The sequence below is a fragment of the Aminobacterium sp. UBA4987 genome (assembly GCF_002396985.1).
GTDB classification, from domain to species: Bacteria; Synergistota; Synergistia; order Synergistales; family Aminobacteriaceae; genus Aminobacterium; species Aminobacterium colombiense.
On sequence record NZ_DGZF01000009.1, the window covers coordinates 577,604 to 600,460 of the forward strand.

Annotated in this window: 25 protein-coding genes and 1 tRNA gene; 22 read left to right on the top strand and 4 right to left on the bottom strand. The window is 45.5% G+C overall.

The window, feature by feature from the left end; genetic code table 11:
• The first annotated feature begins 12 nt into the window (after positions 1–12).
• The 14 genes from B2U56_RS07025 to B2U56_RS07090 all read left to right on the top strand — a co-directional run bounded on the left by B2U56_RS07025 (position 13) and on the right by B2U56_RS07090 (position 11,335).
• The gene (locus B2U56_RS07025; RefSeq protein ID WP_286952956.1) at positions 13–786 is read left to right on the top strand and encodes a segregation and condensation protein A; all 774 of its coding nucleotides are present in this window, start codon (positions 13–15) and stop codon (positions 784–786) included.
• Complete coding sequence (gene scpB, locus B2U56_RS07030; protein ID WP_286952958.1) at positions 758–1,300, top strand: SMC-Scp complex subunit ScpB; 543 nt, start codon at positions 758–760, stop codon at positions 1,298–1,300. Before B2U56_RS07025 ends, scpB begins: the two co-directional genes overlap by 29 nt.
• A gap of 3 nt (positions 1,301–1,303) precedes the next feature.
• Positions 1,304–2,026: a pseudouridine synthase gene (locus tag B2U56_RS07035; RefSeq protein WP_286952959.1), complete on the top strand. Its 723-nt coding sequence runs from the start codon at positions 1,304–1,306 to the stop codon at positions 2,024–2,026.
• Between the two features lie 103 nt (positions 2,027–2,129).
• On the top strand, positions 2,130–2,807 hold the full coding sequence (cmk, locus tag B2U56_RS07040; protein ID WP_013048476.1) for a (d)CMP kinase: 678 nt from the start codon (positions 2,130–2,132) through the stop codon (positions 2,805–2,807).
• Positions 2,804–3,430, top strand: coding sequence for a lysophospholipid acyltransferase family protein (locus tag B2U56_RS07045; protein WP_213700208.1), 627 nt, complete (start codon positions 2,804–2,806; stop codon positions 3,428–3,430). Before cmk ends, B2U56_RS07045 begins: the two co-directional genes overlap by 4 nt.
• Positions 3,423–4,550: a GTPase HflX gene (gene hflX, locus B2U56_RS07050; protein ID WP_286953119.1), complete on the top strand. Its 1,128-nt coding sequence runs from the start codon at positions 3,423–3,425 to the stop codon at positions 4,548–4,550. The genes B2U56_RS07045 and hflX overlap by 8 nt, the downstream gene beginning before the upstream one ends.
• Before the next feature lie 26 nt (positions 4,551–4,576).
• Positions 4,577–5,461, top strand: a complete 885-nt coding sequence (locus B2U56_RS07055) for a YicC/YloC family endoribonuclease (protein ID WP_286952960.1) — start codon at positions 4,577–4,579, stop codon at positions 5,459–5,461.
• A 5-nt stretch (positions 5,462–5,466) separates the two neighbouring features.
• Positions 5,467–5,730 carry a DUF370 domain-containing protein gene (locus B2U56_RS07060; RefSeq protein WP_213700209.1) on the top strand — a complete coding sequence of 88 codons (264 nt, stop codon included), beginning with the start codon at positions 5,467–5,469 and terminating at the stop codon, positions 5,728–5,730.
• Complete coding sequence (gene gmk / locus B2U56_RS07065) at positions 5,714–6,298, top strand: guanylate kinase (protein WP_286952961.1); 585 nt, start codon at positions 5,714–5,716, stop codon at positions 6,296–6,298. The genes B2U56_RS07060 and gmk overlap by 17 nt, the downstream gene beginning before the upstream one ends.
• A gap of 15 nt (positions 6,299–6,313) precedes the next feature.
• Complete coding sequence (locus tag B2U56_RS07070) at positions 6,314–6,565, top strand: DNA-directed RNA polymerase subunit omega (RefSeq protein ID WP_013048470.1); 252 nt, start codon at positions 6,314–6,316, stop codon at positions 6,563–6,565.
• Positions 6,546–7,772, top strand: a complete 1,227-nt coding sequence (coaBC, locus tag B2U56_RS07075; RefSeq protein WP_286953121.1) for a bifunctional phosphopantothenoylcysteine decarboxylase/phosphopantothenate--cysteine ligase CoaBC — start codon at positions 6,546–6,548, stop codon at positions 7,770–7,772. The genes B2U56_RS07070 and coaBC overlap by 20 nt, the downstream gene beginning before the upstream one ends.
• Entirely contained in the window at positions 7,769–9,583 is a 1,815-nt protein-coding gene (locus B2U56_RS07080) for a prephenate dehydrogenase (protein WP_286952962.1), read from the top strand. The genes coaBC and B2U56_RS07080 overlap by 4 nt, the downstream gene beginning before the upstream one ends.
• Before the next feature lie 42 nt (positions 9,584–9,625).
• Entirely contained in the window at positions 9,626–10,936 is a 1,311-nt protein-coding gene (gene der / locus B2U56_RS07085) for a ribosome biogenesis GTPase Der (RefSeq protein WP_286952963.1), read from the top strand.
• Positions 10,937–11,059: 123 nt separating this feature from the next.
• Positions 11,060–11,335 carry an HU family DNA-binding protein gene (locus B2U56_RS07090; RefSeq protein ID WP_013048466.1) on the top strand — a complete coding sequence of 92 codons (276 nt, stop codon included), beginning with the start codon at positions 11,060–11,062 and terminating at the stop codon, positions 11,333–11,335.
• A gap of 32 nt (positions 11,336–11,367) precedes the next feature.
• Here B2U56_RS07090 and rsmA read toward each other — a convergent pair whose 3' ends face one another.
• The 3 genes from rsmA to nifJ form a co-directional block, all read right to left on the bottom strand.
• The gene (gene rsmA / locus B2U56_RS07095; RefSeq protein ID WP_286952964.1) at positions 11,368–12,198 is read right to left on the bottom strand and encodes a 16S rRNA (adenine(1518)-N(6)/adenine(1519)-N(6))-dimethyltransferase RsmA; all 831 of its coding nucleotides are present in this window, start codon (positions 12,196–12,198) and stop codon (positions 11,368–11,370) included.
• A gap of 84 nt (positions 12,199–12,282) precedes the next feature.
• Positions 12,283–12,360, bottom strand: a tRNA-Pro gene (locus tag B2U56_RS07100).
• A gap of 132 nt (positions 12,361–12,492) precedes the next feature.
• Positions 12,493–16,050 (bottom strand): pyruvate:ferredoxin (flavodoxin) oxidoreductase, encoded by a 3,558-nt coding sequence (nifJ, locus tag B2U56_RS07105; RefSeq protein WP_349679264.1) that lies wholly within the window; start codon positions 16,048–16,050, stop codon positions 12,493–12,495.
• A gap of 370 nt (positions 16,051–16,420) precedes the next feature.
• Here nifJ and trmB point away from each other — a divergent pair, with 370 nt between their 5' ends.
• From trmB to coaD, 4 genes are read left to right on the top strand one after another with little or no spacing between them, the layout of a single operon-like run.
• Positions 16,421–17,374 carry a tRNA (guanosine(46)-N7)-methyltransferase TrmB gene (trmB, locus tag B2U56_RS07110; RefSeq protein ID WP_286952966.1) on the top strand — a complete coding sequence of 318 codons (954 nt, stop codon included), beginning with the start codon at positions 16,421–16,423 and terminating at the stop codon, positions 17,372–17,374.
• Positions 17,371–17,769: a tRNA (N6-threonylcarbamoyladenosine(37)-N6)-methyltransferase TrmO gene (tsaA, locus tag B2U56_RS07115; RefSeq protein ID WP_286952967.1), complete on the top strand. Its 399-nt coding sequence runs from the start codon at positions 17,371–17,373 to the stop codon at positions 17,767–17,769. The genes trmB and tsaA overlap by 4 nt, the downstream gene beginning before the upstream one ends.
• Positions 17,766–18,275 carry an RsmD family RNA methyltransferase gene (locus tag B2U56_RS07120; protein ID WP_286952968.1) on the top strand — a complete coding sequence of 170 codons (510 nt, stop codon included), beginning with the start codon at positions 17,766–17,768 and terminating at the stop codon, positions 18,273–18,275. Before tsaA ends, B2U56_RS07120 begins: the two co-directional genes overlap by 4 nt.
• Positions 18,272–18,772: a pantetheine-phosphate adenylyltransferase gene (gene coaD, locus B2U56_RS07125; protein ID WP_213700018.1), complete on the top strand. Its 501-nt coding sequence runs from the start codon at positions 18,272–18,274 to the stop codon at positions 18,770–18,772. The genes B2U56_RS07120 and coaD overlap by 4 nt, the downstream gene beginning before the upstream one ends.
• On the opposite strand, the gene B2U56_RS07130 is transcribed toward coaD, so the two are convergent.
• On the bottom strand, positions 18,769–20,004 hold the full coding sequence (locus B2U56_RS07130; protein WP_286952969.1) for a tRNA(Met) cytidine acetate ligase: 1,236 nt from the start codon (positions 20,002–20,004) through the stop codon (positions 18,769–18,771). The two genes, coaD and B2U56_RS07130, sit on opposite strands and share 4 nt — an antisense overlap.
• 97 nt (positions 20,005–20,101) lie before the next feature.
• On the opposite strand from B2U56_RS07130, the gene B2U56_RS07135 reads away from it, so the two are divergent.
• The 4 genes from B2U56_RS07135 to fapR all read left to right on the top strand — a co-directional run bounded on the left by B2U56_RS07135 (position 20,102) and on the right by fapR (position 22,854).
• On the top strand, positions 20,102–21,298 hold the full coding sequence (locus tag B2U56_RS07135) for an acetate/propionate family kinase (protein WP_286952970.1): 1,197 nt from the start codon (positions 20,102–20,104) through the stop codon (positions 21,296–21,298).
• Between the two features lie 24 nt (positions 21,299–21,322).
• On the top strand, positions 21,323–21,892 hold the full coding sequence (locus B2U56_RS07140; protein WP_286952972.1) for a YceD family protein: 570 nt from the start codon (positions 21,323–21,325) through the stop codon (positions 21,890–21,892).
• Between the two features lie 20 nt (positions 21,893–21,912).
• Positions 21,913–22,119, top strand: coding sequence for a 50S ribosomal protein L32 (gene rpmF, locus B2U56_RS07145; RefSeq protein ID WP_013048456.1), 207 nt, complete (start codon positions 21,913–21,915; stop codon positions 22,117–22,119).
• 156 nt (positions 22,120–22,275) lie between these two features.
• The gene (gene fapR / locus B2U56_RS07150; RefSeq protein ID WP_013048455.1) at positions 22,276–22,854 is read left to right on the top strand and encodes a transcription factor FapR; all 579 of its coding nucleotides are present in this window, start codon (positions 22,276–22,278) and stop codon (positions 22,852–22,854) included.
• The last annotated feature ends 3 nt before the right edge of the window (positions 22,855–22,857 follow it).

Consider the following 22,857-nt stretch of genomic DNA (forward strand, 5'->3'; position numbering starts at 1 on the left):
GGGAGATAGAGTGTGGAAAAAGGGACCTTCCCCCTCCAGGTAGAGATAGAGGGATTTTCAGGGCCTTTAGATCTTCTTTGTTATCTCGTAGAGAGTCGCCAGTTTGAAGCCACTCAGATAAAGGTTTCAGACCTGGTTAATATTTACGGGGCCTATCTGTCCCATTCTAAAAAGGTGTCTATATATGTGGTGGCAGAGTTTCTTTCTCTTGCAGCAGGGCTGGTTCTTGAAAAGATTATGGCGCTATTGCCTGGTCAGCATAAGACTGATGGGGAAGAAAGCTCCCCTCCCGAAGATCCTATTTCTGAAGAAGAGTTGTTGGGGCACCTTTTGCGGTACAGACCCTATCGTGAGGCAGCTTTTCGCCTTATAGAAAAAAAAGAGGAGCAGGATAATTTCTTTAAGAGAGCAGCTGATGTTGAGGAAGTCCCATCTTACGACCTGGGAGATCTTTACAGTTTAAGCCATCTCTGGTGGCAGCTGATCGCTGCCCCTAGCAGAGAAGAGCCATTGTCGAATATAGAAAAACAATCCATTGGAAACTGGCGGGGAATTCCTGCGGCAGTGCCTGAAGAAATACAAATCGACAGAAAAATAGAAGAGCTCAGAGCGTATTTAGAAGATTATTCCTCTTTATCCCTTTCTCACGTTCTCAAAGGGACTTCCACTCGTTCTGTTCTTGTGGTTACGATCCTGGCTCTTCTGGAAATGGCTAGGACTGGACTCATATCCATTACACAAAAGGAGTTGTTTGGAGATGTTATCATCTCTAGCCAAACACGTTGAGGTTCTCCTTTTTGTCGCTGTTACACCAGTGTCAGAGAAGGAACTGTCTACGCATTTGGATGAATCTCTGGAAGCTGTATGCTCAGCGTTAGGAGAGCTTTCAGACCATTATGCCCAGGGTCATGGAATTACCCTGCGAAAAGTGGCAGAGGGTTGGGAACTATGCACAGATCCTGAGTTTGCCGAAACCGTGGCTATTTTCAGAGAAACGGCATTACGTCAAAAAGTGCGGTTAAGCCGCGCAGCTGTTGAAAGTCTTGCTGTAATAGCCTATAACCAGCCAGTTACGAGGGCGGAAATTGAAGAAATCAGAGGGGTCAGGTGTGAACGGGTACTTGAAACCCTTCTTTCCCATGGCCTTATACGTATTGCGGGGCGAAGGCGAGGGACAGGATCTCCCTTGCTTTACAGGACTACCGAAACTTTTCTTGAACATTTTGGTCTTGAGTCAATAGCGGAACTTCCCACTCTCGAAGAAGTGGAAGAATACAGTGTGGAGGAGAGCGAACACTAACCAATGGCAATTAGATTGAACAAGTATCTTGCTTCATGCGGCCTTGCATCCCGCAGAAAGGCAGAAGAGTTTGTCTTATCAGGCCGCGTAGCCTTGAATGGAAGGGTTGTCCGCGATCTCTCTACCACAGTAGAAGAAACGGACACAGTAACCCTTGACGGAAAAGAAGTGTCTCCGGAGAGCAGGGTCTACATAGTAATGAATAAACCTCAGGGGGTCGTTTGTGCGGTGGAAGACCGCTTTGACATGACAGTGATCGATGTCCTCCCCCCCGCCTACTCAAAGTTTCGTCTTTTTCCGGTAGGGCGTCTTGATAAAGAAAGCGAAGGATTGCTCGTCTTAACGAACGACGGGGATTTCGCTCACTTTCTTATGCACCCTTCGTCAAATATAAAAAGAGATTACGAGGTACTGTTAAACGAAGAGTTGACGGTAGAAAAAATGAAGTTGTGGCTTAAGGGCTTTGAAATAGAAGGGGGATTTGTACACCCCCTTTCCGTCCAACCACTTTGCAGACCACCTTATGGCCGATGGGTCACAGTGTCGATCACTGAAGGTCTGAAAAGAGAGGTTCGTTTAATGGCTGAGCATCTAGGGTATAAGGTAATGGTGCTTATTCGGCGTAGAATTGGTAGAATGGAGTTGCGAAATCTTAATAAAGGACAAACTATAAAGCTTTCTCGAGACGAGCTTTTAAAGAAAATAGAGCGTGGCGGTATCGTCTAAATCTCGTAATGAAATGGGGAAACTTTCCAACATGAAGGAATTCATGTCTGCGCACATATGCTGCAGCGTATGCTTCTTTGAAGAGATGGGAGAATTGCAATCAATGATAATGAAAAATCTTGTTGTTGCGATTGACGGACCAGCGGGGGCAGGCAAAAGCTCTGTTGCAAAAAAAGTAGCAGAACTTCTAGGGTTGGATTATCTTGACACAGGCGCGATCTACAGGGCATTGGCCTTTTATTTGAACGCGATGGGTTTCGAACCAGTAGAAAGCCCTTATCTGACGGAAATTCTTTCTAAGATCAAAGTTTCTCTGAGCGATGGCTGTGTTTATATTAACGGTGCAGACGTAACTGAACATATTCGTTCTCCAAGGGTTGATAGTATTGTTTCTAGCTATGCCGCACTGCCGACAGTCAGGCGCTGTCTGCTTTCCATTCAGCGTGAGCAGGCAGAAGAAGGGGGGCTAGTAGCTGATGGAAGAGATATGGGTACTGTGGTCTTCCCTGACGCAACTATTAAAATATACCTTACCGCCAGTGACAGCGTCCGTGCGAAAAGACGGCACTTGCAGCTGTTAGAGCGGGGAGAAAAAGTATCATTTGATGAGGTGCTGCGACAGATCCAGAATCGTGACCAGTTTGATTCAAATCGCGAAATAGCGCCATTGTGCCAGGCTTCAGATGCAATTTTTGTTGATACGTCTTCTATGACAGAGGATGAAGTTGTTGATTATCTTGTTCGATTAGTAAAGGAAAATAGCAATCAGGTGGTTCTATGAGGCACTTATTTTATACACTGACAAAAATATTCTGCTTTATTGTTCTTAAGCTTTATAATCGTCTTTCTGTCCGCTGGCTCGCGAGTTTGCCCAAAGAAGATCCTGTAATTGTAGTGGCTAACCATTGCAGCAACCTTGACCCAATCATAATAGGGGCTTTATTTCCAAGACGCTTGCGATATCTGGCCAAATCAGAACTTTTTTCAACCTTGGGGATGAGTCTGCTAATACGGACACTGGGGGCCATTCCTGTAAAGAAACAGGATCAGCAAAGTGCAGGAGCAGCCCTGAAAGCCTTTTTGGACTTATTGGAAAAAGGAGAAAATGTGCTTCTTTTTCCAGAAGGAGCCAGATCCCTTAATGGCAAACTTCAGCCCTTGCAAGGAGGGGTAGCGTTAATCGCCATGAAGAGCGGTGCGCCAGTTATCCCTGCCTTTATTAAAGGGAGCTTCGAGTCCATGCCTCCCGGAGCGAGTTTTGTACGGCCGAACCGCATCCAAGTGACTTTCGGCGAGGCCATCTACCCCAGGGAATTGGAGACAGGCCTGTCTGCCAAAGATAGCCGGCAACAGTTTTTGGATAGAGTGTACGAGGCTTTAGAAAATCTTGAAAAGAGTGATTGACATAGACGGCCGGGCGCGTCATCAACGAGCAGTTGTTGCTGCTCTCGATGTACCTGCCCAGGACTATACCCCACGAATCCTTTTAGACGAGCTGAAGATGCTTCTTGTAAATCTGAACATAGATGTGGCAGGTGAGGTTATTCAAAGAAGAGACAAGCCTGACCCAGCCTATATGCTGGGCAAGGGAAAGGCAGAAGAGAGCGCCCTCTTCTGTAAAGAGGTAAAGGCGGATCTGTTCGTTTGCAACGAACAGCTTACTCCGGGACAACGGCTGAATTTGCAGCAAATATTAGGGATTGAGATCTGGGATCGTCCTTTTGTCATTATGAAAATATTTGAGAGAAGGGCGAGAACAACAGAGGCCCGTTTGCAGATAGAGCTGGCCATGTGCCAATACGAAATACCACATCTGAAAGGTTTAGGGCGCCAAATGTCCCGGCTTGGAGCAGGCATAGGTACCCGTGGCCCAGGCGAAACGGAATTTGAGCGCCATCGCCGCAAACTCGAACGACGGGTGCGGGATATTAACGAGAGGCTCGTAAAGGTTAGGAAGAGGAGGACATTCCAACGGTATAGACGTGAAAAAGCGGGAATACCGACTGTAGCACTGACCGGTTATACAAATAGTGGGAAATCTACTCTTTTACAGCAATTGAGTCATGGACGAAACTTGTATGTTGCGGACCAGCTCTTTTCAACTCTTGACACATACGTTCGCAAGGTTGAACTTCCAGATGGACATGATGTGCTTGTTTCTGACACTGTTGGGTTTATACGGGACCTTCCTCCTGCTCTCATTGCTGCTTTCCGAACAACCCTTGAGGAAATTTCAGTATCGTCACTCATTCTCCTCGTTCTTGATGGGAGTATGCCAGATGTAATGGAAACACTTGATGTGGTGGAGGAAACTTTGTCTGATATTGGGGCAGGAGCCATACCTCGCCTCATCGTTTTGAATAAAATAGACAAAATAGATCTTTCATTGATTCCTTTTCTTCAAACTCGCCTTCAAGGCAGAAGCAAAGCTAAAGTGCTTCCTATTTGCGCTCTGTCAGGAGTAGGCGTAACAGAACTATTGCAAGAAGTGGAGTATCAGCTGTTTAATAAGATGGCAAAGTAGCTCCAAAATAGATGGGAGGATTTATAGTGCTGTTGAGCATGACAGGTTTTAGCCGGGAAAGCCAGACATTTTCATGGGGAACGCTCTCAGTGGAAATGTCTACAATTAATCATAGGTATCAGGATATCTCCATACGGCTGCCAAGGGAGCTTTCATATTGCGAGCCGTCGCTGAACAATAGATTAAGACAATCTATAAGGCGGGGAAAGATAAGACTTAGTGTAGAAGTTACATGGTCTTCTGATCTTCGTGCGGTTTCTCTTGACGGGCAAATTCTTGAAAACTACTATCATCAGATAAAGGGATTGCAGGAAAAATTGGGAAATCAAGAAGCTATACGACTAGAGTCGTTGCTTAATTTGCCGGGGGTTACTGATTCAGCTTCTGGGCGGGAATCTCTAGAGGAAGATATAGAGAAATCCCTTGATTCTATGGTGGCAAAAGCAGTGGATTCCTTGCAGAAGATGCGTCAGACCGAAGGGAAAGATCTGGAACTGGATATCAAAACCAATTTAGAGAGTTTCTCGTCTTTGACAGGCCAGATTTCACAGCAATGGGAGAAGGCCCGAGATAGTGTCGTTGAAGAAACGCGAGAACGGATCAAAAAAATATTTGAAGACAATGGCCCTGCGGTTGAAGAAAGCAGGATAGCTCAGGAAATTGCTCTCATAGCTGATAAATGGGACATATCAGAAGAATTGGCTCGCGCACAGAGCCATATTGAAAAATTCCAGACAGTGTTGAACAGCCCATCTTCAGAAGGACGGAAAATGGATTTTTTGATTCAGGAAATGAACAGAGAAGTGAACACTGTTGCATCTAAAGTAACGAACGCAGAAATACGATGGCTTGCGGTGGAAGCTAAGACAGCTCTAGAGCGAATACGAGAACAAGTACAGAATGTGGAGTGATTGGGATGTCTTATCGTTTAGTTCACATAGGGTTTGGTAATATGATTGTGGCAGAAAGGATTGTAGCGATTATCCATCCAAACTCTGCTCCGATCAAACGCTTGAAAGAAGAAGCAAAAGACCAGGGCCGTCTGATCGACGCGACTCAGGGGAGAAAAACGCGTGCTATTCTTGTTACAGATAGCAATCATGTTGTGCTTTCTGCCATTCAGCCTGAAACCATTGTAAATCGATTTGAGGAAGAGCCAGAGAATGAAGAAAACAAGTAAGAGGGGGAAGTTGTTTGTAATTTCCGGCCCAAGTGGCGCAGGAAAGGGGACAGTGAGAAAAGCTCTTTTCGAACAGATGCCAGATCTCGTATATTCTATTTCATGCACCACCCGCCAACCAAGGGACGGGGAGAGGGATGGTGTGGATTATCGTTTTTTGAGTGAAGAAGAATTTAAAAAACTGGTCGAAGAGAAAAAATTTCTTGAATGGGCAGTTGTTCATGAGCATTTGTACGGGACTCTAAAGTCTGACGTGGAAAAAGTTCTTGAGGCTGGAGTCGATGTTGTTTTGGAGATAGATGTGCAAGGGGCTCTTCAGGTAAAAAATGCTTTTGATGACTCAGTGCTTATATTTATCATGCCCCCATCTAAAGAGGAGCTGGAACGGAGGCTTCGAAACAGAGGGACTGAAGAAGAGGATACAGTGCAGCTTCGTCTGAGCAATGCCCTTAAAGAAATGGAAAAAATGCATATGTATGATTATGTTGTAGTAAATGATTCTGTTCTTCGCGCGGCCCTGGAAATAAAACGTATTATTGCAAGTTACAGCCTTGAGTGCTGTTTATAGAATGGAGGTTTAAGTATGAAATTTTACGATATAGATTATTTAGAAAAAAGAGCTGGCATTACCAATAAATATCTATTGACGGTTATTGTGGCAAATTGGTCTCGCTATATTAGCGAACAGAAAAGCCGTGTTCTCGAAGAAGATCTTGAGCAATACCTGTCGGTTGCTATGGATGATATTGCGAAAGAACGGGTCAAGCTCAGAATCCCAGCATCACGGGCTAAAGGAGTGCTTCCCGGTGGCTACGATGTTGACGTGGAAAAATAAAAGGCGAGTAGTTCTTGGAATTACAGGCGGTATTGCCGCATATAAGGGGCCAGAGATACTTCGAGCCCTTCAAAGGGCAGGTTGTGAAGTTGAAGTGGTATTGACAGAAGGAGCCGAATCTTTTGTCAGCCCAATGGTGCTTTCCACGTTGGCCGGCAGACGGACTTGGACCCAAGACGATTTTCTTTCGCAGGAGAAGGGTTGGGAAATACCTCACATAAATTTGGCGGACTGGGCTGAGCTTGTCATTATAGCACCCTGTACTGCCGAAACCCTTGCCCGTCTTGTTCAGGGGCGGGGGGAAAGCCTTCTTGACGCTACGGTTCTCGCTACAAAGGCTCCAGTGCTTCTTTTTCCTGCTATGAACAGCCATATGCTTGAGCATCCAGCAACAGTGAGAAATATAAAAGAGGCAAGGGCCATGAGCTATACGGTTGTTGATCCTGATGAAGGAAGCCTTGCCTGTGGGTATGAAGGAAAGGGACGTCTGCCTGCCCCTTCTGTTATTGTTGAGGAAGCATGGCGTGCTCTTTCTCCCCGAAAGGATTTTGCTGGTGTTTCTGTTCTTGTTACGGCTGGCCCCACATGGGAATTTATTGACCCAGTCCGTTTTATAAGTAACCCAAGCAGTGGGAAAATGGGTTTTGCTCTTGCTAGAACGGCATGGTATCGAGGAGCCGATGTAACTCTTGTTTCAGGACCTGTTTCCCTCCCGACTCCCCATGGGATAACGTACTGTCCCGTAAAATCTGCCATGGACATGTATAAGGCTGTTATCGAAAAAATGGATTTCGCGAAAATTATCATAAAATCTGCCGCAGTGAGTGATTACAGGGCTGCTTCTATTGAAACGGAAAAGATGAAAAGAGAAGGGAAAGATACCTTGACCCTTAATCTAGTGCAAAATCCAGATATTGCCGCAGAAGTAGGAGCCCGCAAATCTCCCGACCAGATACTTGTGGGATTTGCCGCGGAGAGCAGCCATCTTGTAGAACATGCAAAGGAAAAAATGTTACGAAAGAATCTGGATCTTATAGTAGCAAACGATATTACGGCAACAGATGCCGGATTTGCCGTTGATACCAATAGGGTAAAGATCATAAAAAAGGCTGGAGATTGGCACGAACTTGTAGGCACCAAAGAAGAAGTTGCCTGGGGGGTCTTGAATACGGTTAGTGAAATGTGCCAAAAGGAAGAGAACAGGTGACACTGATCGATGTCATTGTGCCTGGGCCATGGTGGAATCCTCTAACTTATGAACATGAAGAAGCTGTACCTGCCGGAAATCGTGTACAGGTCCCAGTAGGACCTGCTAAAAGGGTTGGTTTTTCTCTGGGAGTTTCCTCTGTCACTTCCAATAAGAGTGGAGCATATCGTATTCGCACGATCAATAAAGTACTTGATACGGCGGCCCCCTTACCCCGCGACCTCTGGGTTTTAAGCCGCTGGATAGGCGTCAATTTTTATTGCGGACAGGGCGAAGCTCTGCGCGTTATGTCCCCATCTCAGCTTATGAAGGGGGAAGAAGTGCCTCCTGCAGCTCCTTGGGAATGTCTTTGGGAGAGCAGAGCCTTTAAGGATAATTATTATTATTTCCCCGAAGACCAGGAAAGACATGCAAGATACCTTAAAATTTTACAGGAGCATCCGGGCCCGGCTATCCTGCTATTTCCAGAAAGGGCTTTAGCCGAGTTTTTTTACTCTTTTCTGGAAACGGAGAGTATCGAAAACATTTTTCTTTGGCCATCTGTTGGGGGTAAAAAATTATGGGAGGCGTGGAATAGAACCCGCAGTGGAGAGCATAAGATCATCATCGGCGGACCAGGTGCCATTTTTGCCCCCTTGCCGGATCCCCAGCTTATACTTGTTGATGAAGAGAGCAGCCCGGCCTATCGTATGCAGGCTGCGCCGTTGCTCCATATCCGCTCAATAGCCATGCAGCGGGCTCGCATAGCCAACAGTTTCCTATTTCTCTGTGGGCGGTTGCCATCTTCTAAGGTATCTCTTTATAAAATGCCGGAAGAGCACGGTACTTCCATGGGAAATCGTCTTATATTCGTAGATATGAACCGAGCTTCGAGACCCTCTTTTCCAGGCATAACTTCCTCGTTTCCCTTAAGTGATGCTTTAGTTCGAGAGTCGATGAGCTGTTTAAAAGAGAGAAAAGCTGCATTGTGGATTCTCGATCGGAAAGGGTACGCGGGTGAAATCACCTGCGAAGAGTGCGGTGGCACTCTCATCTGTCATTCTTGCGGGGTAGCTTTGCGGGCTGAGGAAGAAGCATCCCGGCTTGTTTGCCCTCTATGCGGCTATAGCACGGTTTTTCCTCGGGAATGCCCTAAATGCAGGGGGCTGCTGCTTAGTGGGAAGCGCCCAGGTCTGGAAATAGTTTATAAAGTAGCCCAGGCACTATGTGGAGAGGCTTTCCCAGTGGTAGAATGGCATGCAGAAAAAAATACGAGTAAGAAAGCCTTTCAAAAAGTCTGTACAGTTTTGGCAGGAGGGGGCATAGTCGTTGGATCACGGGCTGCCATCTCTCTTTGTGATGCTGTGAATGTCGGGATGGTAGGATGGATAGATGCAGATGCAGAAGCGCGCAAGATCTTATATCGCTCCAGGTTTGATGCTTATCGAATGGTGTTAGAGTCGGCCTGGCGCGGAACCAATCCTTCAGAGCGCAAGGTAGTGATTCAATCTCGCAGGCCAGGAAGCGGTTGGCAGAGAGGGCTAAAATATGGTTGGAAAGCATTTTGGCGCAGAGAGCTGAAGGAACGAGAAGAGTATGGTTTCCCGCCTTTTAATATGTTAGCTGAAATTACCCCACCATCGGGGAAGAAGGAAGCTTTGCTTCAATATTTAGTGGACGAGAACCTTACTATTATGGACCCTGGAGGTGAACAAAATTCACTGTGGGCTTTCATCCAGCGACCTCAGAAATTAAAGAAGGCTCTTGAACCATGGTTCAATATATCGAAGTCTAGGGAAGGTTTTCCAAGTGTCTCTCTTTGGATTGATTAAAATAACGGAGAAGAAATGCATTAAAGGAGGAAATCAAAGACGATGCCCATAATAGCTATAGTGGGAAGACCCAATGTGGGGAAGTCATCGCTATTCAATAGAATCTTGGGACGACGGGAAGCAATCGTGGATGATATGCCAGGAGTTACCCGCGACCGTATCTATGGAGAAACCGAGTGGAAAGGAAGACAATTCTATATTGTAGACACTGGAGGGCTTCTCGTTCGAGATGAACATCCTCTTGTTGAAGGTATAAGAAAACAAGCTACTCTCGCTATTGAGGAAAGCCACGTCATATTGTTTGTTATTGATGGCTTCAATGGCCCCAACTGGATGGATGAAGACGTAGCTCATATTCTCAGGCGATCTGGCAAACCTGTTATTGTAGTTGCAAACAAGCTGGATGACGGCATTCATGAGGATAGGGTCTACGATGCCTATTCTCTTGGGTTTGAGCATGTGGTGGGGATTAGTGCGCTCCACAAGCGTTATATTGATGATCTTATGGACATGGCTGTGTCTCTTCTTCCTTCAGATGAAGAGGAGGAACGGGATCCTGAGGAAATAAGAGTTTCAATCGTAGGCCGTCCCAATGTGGGGAAATCAAGCCTGGTCAATGCATTAGCAGGGAGCGATCGTGTTTTAGTAAGCGATATCCCAGGAACTACGAGAGATGCCACAGACACTGTTATCGAGATGAAAGAGGGTAAATTCCGTTTTATAGATACGGCTGGACTTCGCAAGAAAAGTCGCATTGACAGCGACATTGAATATTATTCTTTTGTAAGAACATTGCAGGCGGTGGATCGGAGTGATGTCGCCCTGCTCGTCATGGATGCCTCCGAACCCACAACAGATCAGGATAAAAAAATGGCGGCTCAAGTTATCGAGAAGGGGAAGGGGTTAATCCTGCTTATTAACAAATGGGACACCTTAGAAGCAGCAGACAAGCTGGGGGATGAAATGAGAAAAAGAGTACGGGATGAAATGCCCTTTCTCTCCCATGCCCCCTTGCTGTTTGTTTCAGCTTTGACAAAAAGAGGGCTAAACAAACTAACACAAACAATTAAAAACGTTCAAGAAAATAGAAGTAGAAGAATAGGGACTACTGAACTGAACCGTCTTATAAGGGATGTGCTGGCCTTTCAGACTTTGCCCACAAGCCGCAAAGGGAGAGTCTTAAAAATTTATTACTGTACTCAGACGAGCATAGAGCCTCCTACGTTTGTGTTCTTTGTAAATGACCCAGAAATTGTCAGTCAGTCATTTAGCAAGCATATTGAGAACAAAATAAGAGAAATGGATACTTTTGATGGAACCCCTTTGCGTCTCTATTGGCGTGTGAAGCAGTAATTCTATAAATATAGTGAAATTAGGGCTTGACCGCAGTGCCAGTTACTGGTAATAATAAAATGACGCGAAGCTTGTCAATTACATACCTTTATATTAAATTAAAAGAAAAGGAGGTAATTAAGGGTGACAAAGACAGATCTTGTTAACGCAGTAGCTAAAGCAACAGGGCTGAACAAGCGCGAGGCAGGTGCCGCAGTAGGTGCGGTGCTGCAGGCTATTGAGAATTCTCTGGCCAAGGGTGATAAAGTACAGCTTGTTGGTTTTGGTACCTTCGAGGTTCGCGAAAGAGCGGCTAGAGAAGGAAGAAACCCTCAGGATCCTAAAAAAGTCATTAAGATTCCAGCGAAGAAGGTTCCCGTCTTTAGGCCAGGCAAGGCTCTTAAGGAAAAAGTGGAATAGGAATTTTTGTTTTATTATTAAAGAAGAGGCCCCTAAAAGGGGCCTCTCTCTTTTTCAATGCTATTTAACATATGCCAGAGTTCAAGCCACTGTTTTCCTGTAAGATTCTCTGCCCGAAGGGAGGGATTGAAATGGAGGGCTGAAAAGGCATCAATAAGGTGGTTTTTGCTGACGCCATTTCGAGAGGCAGAGTTAATCAGTGTTTTCCTCCTCTGGGCAAAGGAAGCCCGAAGGAGGGTCCTCCAGTTTTTTTGCCGGGGCAGATCAAAGTTTCTTTGTACCTTTATCTCAATTACAGCGGAATCTACTGCAGGTTGAGGATAAAAAGCCTGAGGCGGAACCTTCCTTAATATTTTTCGTTCTCCCATAATCTCAAGGGTGATCCCAAGGGGATATCTATCCTTGGTATCAGGGGAAGCGTTTAAACGAAGAGCAGCTTCTCGCTGAACCATTAAGATCATCGAATGTAAACCTTTGCCAGCAAAGGCTTCTAGAAGCCTCCAGATAAGAGGTGTTGTTATATTGTAGGGGATATTGGCGACAACCTTAGTTGGGGCAGCTGGTAATTTGGTTTCGTAATCAAAAGTAACTGCGTCATCCCAGATAATAGAAAGCCTCGGTCTGAACTCTTCTTCTAGAGGGTCGAGATGAGTGTGAAGTGTCTTATCGATTTCGAGGGCAAATATACGGCTGCATGGAGAAAGAGCGAGCTCTCTTGTTAAAACCCCTTGACCGGCCCCTATTTCCAAAAGAATGTCAGACTCATCTATGGCAGCCCATTTAACTATCTGCCCTAGAATATTCCTATCCGTAAGAAAGTTTTGCCCTAAACTAGATTTGTGTTTAAATGTTTGATCCTTCATATAACTTTCGTTGCCCTTTCTAAACTAAAAACCATAATGTCTACAAAACAAAAAAGCGGGGTAAATACCCCGCTTACTTATCCATGGTCGGGACGAGAGGATTCGAACCTCCGACCACCTGCACCCCATGCAGGTGCGCTAGCCAGGCTGCGCTACGTCCCGATGACTTGGGTATTTTACCTAATATACCAGTGAAGGTCAAGCTTTCATGGCGTCTTTCTATTATACATTCTCTGTAAAGCAATAAAAAAGGCCGCCCGCTGAGGAACGGCCTTTTGCTTGATTATTTATGGGTTATGCTTCTGTTTTAACAGCTTCTTTTCCCATTTCAGCAAGTTGTTTGTAAGATTCATATCTATCCTTGGCGTCTTCCGCCGCCTTCTCGAAGAGAGACTCAGCGATATCCGGGAAGGATTTAGCCAGAGAAGCGTATCGAACCTCGCTCATAAGGAACTCTTTAAAGTCTGCCTTGGGTTCCTTGGAGTCAAGAACGAAGGGGTTCTTGCCAGCTTCTTTGAGGAGCGGGTTGAAACGATACAGGTGCCAGTATCCCGCCTCAACAGCCTTTTTCTCCTGAGCCTGGGATTTGCCCATGCCAACCTTAATGCCGTGATTGATGCATGGAGCGTAGCCGATGATGAGGGAAGGTCCGTTATAGGCTTCAGCTTCAGTAATAGCCTTCATAAGCTGGTTCTTATCTGCTCCCATAGCTACCTGGGCAACATAGACATAGCCATAGGTCATGGCGATATGGCCGAGGTCCTTCTTCTTGACCCTCTTGCCGGAAGCAGCGAATTTAGCTACAGCGGCGGTAGGAGTGGCTTTTGAGGACTGTCCGCCTGTATTCGAGTAAACTTCAGTGTCGAATACAAATACGTTTACGTCTTCGCCAGAGGCGAGAACGTGGTCAAGTCCGCCAAATCCGATGTCATATGCCCAGCCGTCGCCGCCGAAGATCCACACAGACTTTTTCACAAGATAGTCTTTGCTCTCGGCTATTTTGGCGAGCAGCGCATTGGCTTCGGCGTTTCCAAGGTCTTTGTCAAGAATGGCATAAACTTTTTCAGCTGCCACCTTGGACTTATCTCCGTCTTTTTTATTTTCAAGCCACTCTTCAAAAACAGCTTTAACATCCGCGGGGATATCAAGGTCGAGCAGTTTTCTGACACTTTCCGCAAGGGCCTTCACGCTGTTCTTGACGGAAAGATACATGCCGTATCCATATTCAGCGTTATCTTCGAAGAGGGAGTTGCCCCATGCTGGGCCCTGACCCTTTACGTTCTTTGTGTAGGGCATGCTTGGAGCAGAGCCGCCCCAGATGGAGGAGCAGCCTGTGGCGTTAGCGATGAGCATGCGATCACCGTAAAGCTGGGTGATCAGTTTGGCATAGGGTGTTTCTCCGCAGCCAGCACACGCGCCGGAAAACTCGAACAGCGGCTGAGAGAACTGACTCCCCTTCACAGTGCTCTTGTTGGTGAGATGTGACTTGTCTGTTACTGTGACAGAGTAATCCCAGTTAGGAACTTCCGCCTCTGTCTGAGAGGCGAGAGGTTTCATTTCAAGAGCGCTTACGGGGCAGATGTCTACGCAGTTTCCGCAGCCAAGGCAGTCAAGGGAAGAAACCTGCATGCGGAAGGAAAGTCCCGCAAATTCTTTGCCCTTGGCTTCAACTGTAGCGAAGGTCGCAGGTGCATTTTTCTTTTCTTCTTCATCAAGAAGAACCGGGCGGATGGCTGCGTGGGGGCAGACCATAGCGCACTGGTTGCACTGGATGCATTTGTCTTTGAGCCACTCAGGAATATTAACGGCTACGCCGCGTTTTTCGTATGCGGATGTTCCTGAGGGGAAGCTGCCGTCTTCTCTGCCTAAGAATGCGCTGACAGGAAGTTTGTCGCCTTCCTGGCGGTTGATAACGTCACAGACGTTTTTAATGAAATCAGGTCTGTCGCTATCTTTGCTACAGCTGCAGCAGCTCTCTTCTGCATTTTTCCAGCTTGCAGGAACGTCTATTTTAATGAGGGCGCCTATTCCTGCATCTACTGCTTTGTAGTTCATCTCAACGATCTTTTCACCTTTCAGACCATATGTTTCTAAAATGGCATCCTTCATATATTTCACGGCATCATCAAGAGGAATGACTTTGGCCAGTTTGAAGAAGGCTGACTGCATGATCATATTGATTCTGTTCCCCAGGCCAATTTCCATTCCGAGGTCAATACCGTTTAGTACGTATAGTTCTATTTCGTTTTCGGCAAGATATTTCTTTACATTTCCAGGGAGGTTCTTTTCAAGTTCTTCTAAGGTTGTCCACTGGGTATTAAGAAGGAATGTCCCGCCTTTTTTAAGACCGGCAAGAACGTCGTAAAGGTAAACGTACTCCTGTTTGTGGCAAGCGATGAAGTCCGCTTCGTCAATGAGATAGGTAGAACGAATCGGTTTTTTCCCGAAACGAAGATGGGAGATCGTTACGCCGCCAGATTTTTTAGAATCATAGGCGAAATATCCCTGAGCGTACATGTCAGTGTTATCGCCGATGATCTTAATGGAGTTTTTATTAGCGCCTACAGTACCGTCAGAGCCAAGTCCCCAGAACTTGCAGCGGATGGTTCCTTCAGGAGCTGCATTAATGTTTTCGTTCACTTCAAGGGAAGTGTGGGTTACATCATCAACGATGCCAATGGTAAAGTGGTTTCTGGGCTCATCTGCCTTCAGATTATCAAATACTGCCTTGATTTGTGCTGGAGTAGTATCTTTAGAACCAAGGCCATAGCGGCCGCCAACGATAACCGGTCTATCTGCTCTATCGTAGAAAAGCGTACAGACATCTTCGTAAAGAGGTTCGCCAAGTGCGCCCTGTTCTTTCGTTCTGTCGAGTACGGCAATTTTTTTGACTGAGTTGGGAAGAACGTTGAAGAAGTATTTTGCGGAGAAAGGTCGATACAGGTGTACAGCTATAACTCCCACTTTCTCTCCTCTTGCGTTAAGGTAATCCACTGTTTCTTCTGCAGCCATGCAGGCTGAACCCATAAGAACGATTATGCGGTCTGCGTCAGGTGCTCCGTAGTAGTTAAAGGGATGATATTCTCTTCCTGTTATTTTTTTTATTTCCTGCATGTAGCCTTCAACGATGTCAGGAAGGTCTGTGTAGAATCTGTTTGCCGCTTCTTTGGCCTGGAAGTAAATGTCAGGGTTCTGTGCGGTACCTTTCTGATAAGGACGCTCCGGGTTTAACCCACGAGCTTTAAAGCGTTTTATTGCATCCCAGTCAACAATTTTAGCCAGATCGTCATAGTTCATAACTTCGACTTTTTGAATCTCATGAGAAGTCCTGAACCCGTCAAAAAAGTTAACGAAGGGAATGCTTGCCTTAATGGAAGCAAGGTGTGCAACTCCTGTCAGGTCCATAACTTCCTGTACACTACCAGAAGCGAGGAATCCGAAACCGGTAGCGCGGCATGCTGTCACGTCGCTGTGGTCACCAAAGATTGAAAGAGCGTGACCTGCTACAGCCCTGGCAGTAACATCAAAAACCCCCGGCAAAAGTTCGCCGGCAATTTTATACATGTTGGGAAGCATTAACAAGAGTCCCTGTGAAGCTGTGAAGGTTGTCGTTAAAGAACCTGCCGAAAGAGAACCGTGTACTGCACCTGCTGCACCAGCTTCTGATTGAAGCTCTACCACATCAACTGTTCTGCCAAAAATATTTTTCAAACCATGTGCTGCCCACTCATCAATCTCTTCTGCCATAGGAGAAGAAGGAGTGATGGGATAGATAGCAGCAACCTCAGTGAACGCGTAGGAAACATGCGCTGCCGCGGTGTTTCCATCCATCGTCTTCCACTGCTTAGCCACCATTCATGTACCCCCTCTGTTTTTTTCAATAAAGAGCCCTTATACTTCTGGTATCCCAGAATAATTGTGTCTCTATTGAAATATAATAACAATTAATTGCTAAAAAAAAGTTCAGGAGAAGGAAAAACATTTGTAAAAACCCATATTTAAAAACTTTATTTCCATTAAAACGATGGTAAAACCAGACCTTCTTTTGTGTTTGATATTATCATAATGAAAGGTGCTGTCAATGTTGTAGTAGCTACAAAATGTTATAGTAATAACAAATGGTAGATACATTTTCTTAGTATGTCAACGCTGCATTTAATGAAAAGACTGCTATAATTTATTTGCTTTTTTACGAGTGTGAATTAAGGTTGAGGAGGCGTTGATGCCTGTGGATTCAGTAGCGTTAGAGAATGTAATTGTTCGGCCAGAAGGTATAGATATTCCCTTTGACCTATCATCCTATGGTACAGGAAAACATGTGGTAGAAATAGGCTTTGGCAACGGGGAGTTTCCGGTATATATGGCCCGTTCCCATGGGGAAGATACTTTTTGGGGGATAGAGGTTTCTCAGACCTGCGTGTTAAAAGCGGCAAAAAGAATACGAAACCTTGGAATAAAAAATTTATTTCTCATGTGCGGCGATGCGCGTTTTCTGCTTCGAGAATGTTTTCAGGATGAAACTATTGATAAAGTATATATGAACTTCCCATGTCCATGGCCTAAATCCCGCCATGGAAAGCGGCGAGTAACATACTCGGGCTTTGCGGATATGCTTGCCGCCGTTCTTTGTCGTGGCGGTGTTTTTGAACTGGTAACCGATGAAGAGTGGTATGCAGATGAAGTCAAAGCCGTTCTCTCTGATCATCAGGCCCTTGCCCTTTATGCTTACGAGAAGAATCCCCACCGTTCAGTAACTACGAAGTACGAAAGAAAATGGCTTGCCCAGGGAAAAGATATCTTCCTCGTCCAGATAGAGAAGAAAGAAAAATTTACTGTAGATCGTCTCATCAAGGAGGAAAATGTTATGCATACAAAAATTGGAAACGTTACCTGGACTCCCTCTCAACTCCAAGTCCTTAATGGATTAGAGGGGAAAGAGGGGGATTGCCATTGGACCTATAAGAATTATTACATGTCTTCAGGAGAGTCCTTTTTGCTGGAAACAATAGCTTCTGATGGAGGCTTCGAGCAACGCTTCTTTTTAAAGTTGGTTAAAGGGGAAAAAGAGACCCTTATTAAACTTGACCCTAATTGTACTGCTTTTCGTACCCCTGCATTGAAACAATCTATATATTGTCTGGCAGAGCATCTTTCACAGGCAAAGGACCATTCATGAAAGGTTTTGCATTAAGCCCTGTGGGGGTTGTACGATCCTCAATGAAGAATCCTGTTTCTCCTGACATGTTCAAAGATCATGAGTCCCGTGTCGTTCTTGATTCCTTCTATCTTCCAGCTTTTGAAGATTTAAGGGATCCACAGGATATTCTGGTTATTTTCCGCTTTCATAGGTCTTCATCCTTTCCTTTTGCGGTCCATCCAAGAGGAGATGCCAGCCGTCCCTTACGGGGGGTTTTTTCCACATGTTCCCCCCGTCGTCCAAATTTTCTTGGGGCTACTCGATGCCGCCTGGTCAGAAGAGAAGGAGCGGTGCTTTTTGTTAAAGGGCTTGATGCTATTGACGGAACCCCGGTCCTTGACATTAAACCTTTTGTCATGGAGAGTTCCAAATGAAAGATGTTCGTCCCACTTCATCTAAGGTCCTTCAGGCTTTGTTTAATATTTTGGGGCCCCTTCATGGTTTGACCTTCCTTGATCTCTTCGCCGGAACAGGTAGGGTGGGGCTTGAGGCCTATGAGCGCGGAGCGTTTGCTGTGGTTGAAGTGGAATTACTGCAAAAAAGGGCTGCAGCTATCCGTAAAAACATAAGAATAGGCATGGAGAATAACTATATTGTACTTTCTATGGATATTCGAAGGGCCCTTCAGTGGCTAGAGAAGAAAAACTACTCTTTTGATATTATTTTCGCAGATCCTCCTTACGAAGAAGGATGGCCTGGAAATATCCTTCAGTTGTTAAAAGAGAGAAATTCTATAATCAAAAATGAAGGAGATATTATTATAGAACATTCTATTCATGAACCTCTTGATATACTTGAAGGAGATTTTGTAGTGATTGATCGTCGCACTTACGGAGACACCATACTCACCTTTCTAAAAAAGAAGGAGGCCATTTCATGAGACGCCCCATGCGAGCTGTCTATCCAGGTTCTTTCGACCCCATTACCAATGGGCACATCTACATTGCAGAGCGAGCGGCAGCTCTTTTTGACGAACTCGTAGTAAGTGTGTTGCTTAACCCTCAAAAAAAGGCAACGTTTAGTGTGGAGGAGCGGCAGGCCATGGCGAGGGAGGCTCTAAGCCATTTACCTAATGTCAAAGTGAGTTTCTTTGAGGGGCTTCTTGTAGATTTTTTGCGGCAAGAGAGAAGCCGTGTCATTATACGCGGCCTCCGGGCTCTTTCTGATTTCGAGTATGAATTTCAGCTTGCGCTTATGAATAGGCAGCTTGCCCCAGATATAGAAACCCTTTTTATTGTGACTGACGCAAAGTATTCCTATCTTTCAAGCCATGCCGTTAAAGAGATCTTCCACTTTGGAGGACCCATTCAGGAAATGGTGCCTCCGGGAGTGTATAGGCGGCTTCGAGAACGTTTTCCGAGACCCTTCCATAGTTAATTAAGGTCAAGGAAGGAGCTCTCTGTCTGAAGAGGCTTTGCCTTTATTTCCTGGTTGAATATAGGAGATGGGACAAGATGCTCCCACAATATGGAGGCAAAGTGTTCTAGTTGGAGGAGCCGGCTTCCAATCCCCTGGGAGGTCGGCATGTGCCCCCTTGTTATAATAGGTAGTGTAGACCTTTTTCTCATATCCCCCAGCATTTTCTGCCCCTTTTGTGAAAATCCGAGTACGCGAATATATTGAGGGCCTAATCGCTGCCATGCTCTGTTCTCCCAATGAGAGATACCTAATAGGTGGTGGATTGCGAGGCGCTGGAGCGTTCCCATGGTATAGCGCTTAGAGGTGCCCTTTGAAATGAATTCTTTCCATGAAGAACTCGTGGCAGCTAGCTTGAGAAATAGATTTTCAAGCCCTTCTTTCATTTCCGCCGTACGAGAAATTTCTTCCTGTGAGCTCCGCAGAAGGCTTGTCTGAAGGAAGGGCCAGAGATTTTGGGCAGAAAAAACGATCCTTCCTTTCTCCAAGGTTCTTTCAAGGACCAGACGGGAGTAGGGGGGGAGGGCCAAGTGTACATCAGAGATCCTTCCATCACTATATGCTTTTCTGATGGCAGATGCGCTGGCCCATTTGCCGCAGCTCTTTTCATCATGGAAATCCGCCCCCTTCCTTTCTATGGGAAGGGTCTGGAAGGAGTATCCCTTTTTTCTGGAGTGGAGAAGGTAGGCCAGAGCGAGAGAATTGTTGGGGCGAGAAAGAATGGAACCAGATAATGGGATCATTTCATCCATAGCCATTGCTCGCGCTTTTACATATGAGTACCCTTTATCCAGATAACGGCGGAGTTGTCTCTTGAAAGGATCAGGTTCGTGAATTAGAATGTCAAGGATTGCAGACAAATCACTGCAATGATTTTCCATGCCAAAAGATAGGTGGGTAACAGTGTGGCATGCTGCCAGAATATCTACCGCTCCTGCGGCGAAAACTCCGGCATTATGGCACGAGAAAAAAACTGGCAGTTCTAAGACAATATCTGCTCCTGCCTGAAGGGCCAGGGCAGTGCGCTGCCATTTATCAATAAAAGAGGGTTCTCCTCTTTGGGTGAAGTGGGAAGAGAGAACAACAACTATCCCTGAAGCTTCTGCTCTTCGAGCAGCCTCTTCCAATTGGAATACATGCCCATTATGCAGTGGGTTATACTCTGCGATGATGCCAACAATGTTGTTGCTCATGGTTTATCACACTTTCTTAAAGTTATATGATCTATATATTTATAAAGATACCCTGTAGAATTCTATCAGGTCAAGAAGAGGGAGGAATCTAGAAACAATGAAAATACTAGTTCTTAATTGCGGAAGCTCGTCTTTAAAGTATCAGCTTTTTGATATGGAAACAGAGGCTGTTCTAGCCAAGGGGCTGGTAGAGCGTATTGGGATTGAAGGTTCTCGTATTAAGCATTCTAAGACTGGAATGGATCCTGTAATTAAAAACATTGAAATTAATAACCACAAAGTAGCTATCAAACATGTACTTGAGGCCTTGCTCAGCACAGAACACGGTGTGCTGAAAAGTCTAGACGAGCTCAATGCGGTCGGACATAGGGTAGTTCATGCAGGAGAGAAGTTCGCCTATTCTGTCATGATAAACAAAGAAGTTGTCGACGCTCTTCAGGAATGTGTGCCTCTTGCCCCTCTTCATAACCCGGCAAATCTTATGGGCATCGAAGCTATGCAGGAAGCTCTTCCCAATGTTCCTCAGGTTGGTGTTTTTGATACAGCTTTCCATCAGACAATGCCGGGGCGAGCATTTATGTACGGAGTACCATATCACTACTATGAAAAGTATAAAGTTCGCCGATATGGTTTTCATGGAACAAGCCATTTCTATGTCTCCTACAGAGCGGCTGAGTTTTTAGGGAGAGATGTTAAAGATCTGAAGATTGTAACATGCCATTTAGGGAATGGAAGTTCCATTACGGCTGTCGATGGCGGCAAATCCATCGACACAAGCATGGGCTTCAGCCCGCTTCCCGGCGTTATTATGGGAACTCGCGCCGGAGATGTCGACCCCCAGCTTCTTACGTTCCTTGCTGAGCAGGAAGATATCGACCCGAAAGCAATGAACCATATTCTGAACAAAGAAAGCGGACTTCTTGGCATTTCAGGAATAAGCAGCGATCTTCGGGACATAGAAGAAGAAGCGGCGAAGGGAAATAAACGGGCAGAGCTTGCTGAATCCATGCTCTATTACGGCATTAAAAAGTATGTTGGCGCCTATGCCGCAGCTATGGGCGGTATAGATGCGCTTGTATTTACTGCTGGAATTGGAGAAAATAGTGCCAGGGCCAGAGAAATGGTTTGTAAGAATATGGAATTCCTTGGCATTAAGATCGATTCAGAGAAGAATAATGTCCGAGGGAATGAAGCGGTAATCAGCACCGACGATTCCAGAGTCAAGGTGCTTGTCATCCCCACAAACGAAGAGCTTGTTATTGCCCGTGATACCAGGGATATAGTATCAAAGTAAGAGAAGACGGGAGGATGGTGCAGCATGGCGATAACTGATCTGCCTTCTGACTGGTCGTTCTGGATTCTTCTTCCAGATCGAGAGGAAGGTCCGGAAGTTGTAGATGCTTCCTGGAATGTGGAACTCAAGGAGCCGTTATTTTTTGCTCAGGAAGAATTTACTTTTATTTCTCCATTGCAGGTCAACGCTCATGCGCGCTGGGCTGATCAGTCAGTTATGGTTGAAATAGATCTAGAGGCAACGATTTCAGTTCCCTGTGTTCGCTGTCTCGAGCTAACAGATATTGCATTACGGACGCATTTCATGTATCTTTACTCTTTGCAGGATTTTGTATCGTCAGGTCGTGAACAGGAAGCTGACGAACATATAGTGCTTGTGGATTCTTTAGAAAACAGACTGGATATTACTCCCCAGGTGTGGGAGAGTCTTATTTTAAGCCTTCCGCTCAATCCCCTTTGCAGAGAGGAGTGCAAGGGGCTTTGTCCTATTTGCGGAGCATCTCTTAACGAAGGGGACTGCGGCTGTAACCGCCAGGCTATAGATCCCAGGCTCTCAGACCTGTTGAAAATGAAAGAAGACGATTTGGAAGCTTAAAGAAAAGGAGGGGAACTGATATGGCAACGCCGAAAAGCAGAGTTTCTCATGCACGTACCCATAAAAGAAAAGCAAATTGGCTTGGATCTGCCTCTATGCCAGGTCTTACTACGTGCCCTCATTGCGGTGAAATGATCATGACCTACAGGGCTTGTCCCGAGTGTGGTTATTATCGTAGCCGTAAGGTTATTAAGACAACAGCTGAAGAAACAGTGGAAGAGGCCTAAAAGGCATATATAAAACCCTTAGAAATTTCTAAGAAAGTTTATAACGGAGAGGAAATTGCTCTCCGTTATTTTTTTCTTGACCTCCCTTGAGAAACATATTATACTGACCAAGTCATCAGATCAGATATTGGTACCTGGTCATAAGATTGGAGGTCGTTGGTAATTCGTTCAAAAAAGAAGAAACAACGGCAAGGGAAATTATTAAAACTCCTAGAGCAAAATCCGCTTTATACGGATAAAGAATTGGCTGATGCCTTGTCAGCTAGTGTTAGCACTATTCGCCTTGACCGAGCTCTCCTTGGTGTGCCAGAACTGAGAGAACGCACCATAAATATGGCTCAGCGTGCTACGAGCAAGCTGCGCTCATTAAAACAAAGTGAAGTGGTAGGCGATCTTCTCGAACTTGAGCCCAATAAATGGGCTTTATCAGTTCTTCAGACAAAAAAAGAGATGGCTTTCCGCCATACAGATTATGTATGTGATCATTATATATACTCCCAGGCGAGTTCAATAGCGATTGCTGTCGTTGAAGCAGATATGGTTATAATCGATTCAATGAGAGGCGAGTATAAAAGCCACGCCAAAGTTGGGGACGTACTGATCGCACGCGCTAAAGTCGGTGTTCATAAAGACAACAAATATATAGTCAGTGTCAGGACTCGGGTAGGAGATCAAGAGATTTTTGTCGGCCGTTTTATCGCTGTGGTCATCGACTCCCTCGAGATGAAGAGTTAAGAG

Excerpts from the sequence above, each read along its gene's own strand:
- tsaA (WP_286952967.1), top strand. The coding sequence starts at position 17,371 with ATGAAAGGTTTTGCATTAAGCCCTGTGGGGGTTGTACGATCCTCAATG.
- B2U56_RS07130 (WP_286952969.1), bottom strand. The coding sequence starts at position 20,004 with ATGAGCAACAACATTGTTGGCATCATCGCAGAGTATAACCCACTGCAT.
- B2U56_RS07140 (WP_286952972.1), top strand. The coding sequence starts at position 21,323 with ATGGCGATAACTGATCTGCCTTCTGACTGGTCGTTCTGGATTCTTCTT.
- B2U56_RS07060 (WP_213700209.1), top strand. The coding sequence starts at position 5,467 with ATGTCTTATCGTTTAGTTCACATAGGGTTTGGTAATATGATTGTGGCA.
- cmk (WP_013048476.1), top strand. The coding sequence starts at position 2,130 with ATGATAATGAAAAATCTTGTTGTTGCGATTGACGGACCAGCGGGGGCA.
- B2U56_RS07135 (WP_286952970.1), top strand. The coding sequence starts at position 20,102 with ATGAAAATACTAGTTCTTAATTGCGGAAGCTCGTCTTTAAAGTATCAG.
- coaBC (WP_286953121.1), top strand. The coding sequence starts at position 6,546 with ATGTTGACGTGGAAAAATAAAAGGCGAGTAGTTCTTGGAATTACAGGC.
- rsmA (WP_286952964.1), bottom strand. The coding sequence starts at position 12,198 with ATGAAGGATCAAACATTTAAACACAAATCTAGTTTAGGGCAAAACTTT.
- B2U56_RS07045 (WP_213700208.1), top strand. The coding sequence starts at position 2,804 with ATGAGGCACTTATTTTATACACTGACAAAAATATTCTGCTTTATTGTT.
- coaD (WP_213700018.1), top strand. The coding sequence starts at position 18,272 with ATGAGACGCCCCATGCGAGCTGTCTATCCAGGTTCTTTCGACCCCATT.
- rpmF (WP_013048456.1), top strand. The coding sequence starts at position 21,913 with ATGGCAACGCCGAAAAGCAGAGTTTCTCATGCACGTACCCATAAAAGA.
- B2U56_RS07120 (WP_286952968.1), top strand. The coding sequence starts at position 17,766 with ATGAAAGATGTTCGTCCCACTTCATCTAAGGTCCTTCAGGCTTTGTTT.
- der (WP_286952963.1), top strand. The coding sequence starts at position 9,626 with ATGCCCATAATAGCTATAGTGGGAAGACCCAATGTGGGGAAGTCATCG.
- trmB (WP_286952966.1), top strand. The coding sequence starts at position 16,421 with ATGCCTGTGGATTCAGTAGCGTTAGAGAATGTAATTGTTCGGCCAGAA.
- gmk (WP_286952961.1), top strand. The coding sequence starts at position 5,714 with ATGAAGAAAACAAGTAAGAGGGGGAAGTTGTTTGTAATTTCCGGCCCA.
- B2U56_RS07070 (WP_013048470.1), top strand. The coding sequence starts at position 6,314 with ATGAAATTTTACGATATAGATTATTTAGAAAAAAGAGCTGGCATTACC.
- B2U56_RS07035 (WP_286952959.1), top strand. The coding sequence starts at position 1,304 with ATGGCAATTAGATTGAACAAGTATCTTGCTTCATGCGGCCTTGCATCC.
- scpB (WP_286952958.1), top strand. The coding sequence starts at position 758 with ATGTTATCATCTCTAGCCAAACACGTTGAGGTTCTCCTTTTTGTCGCT.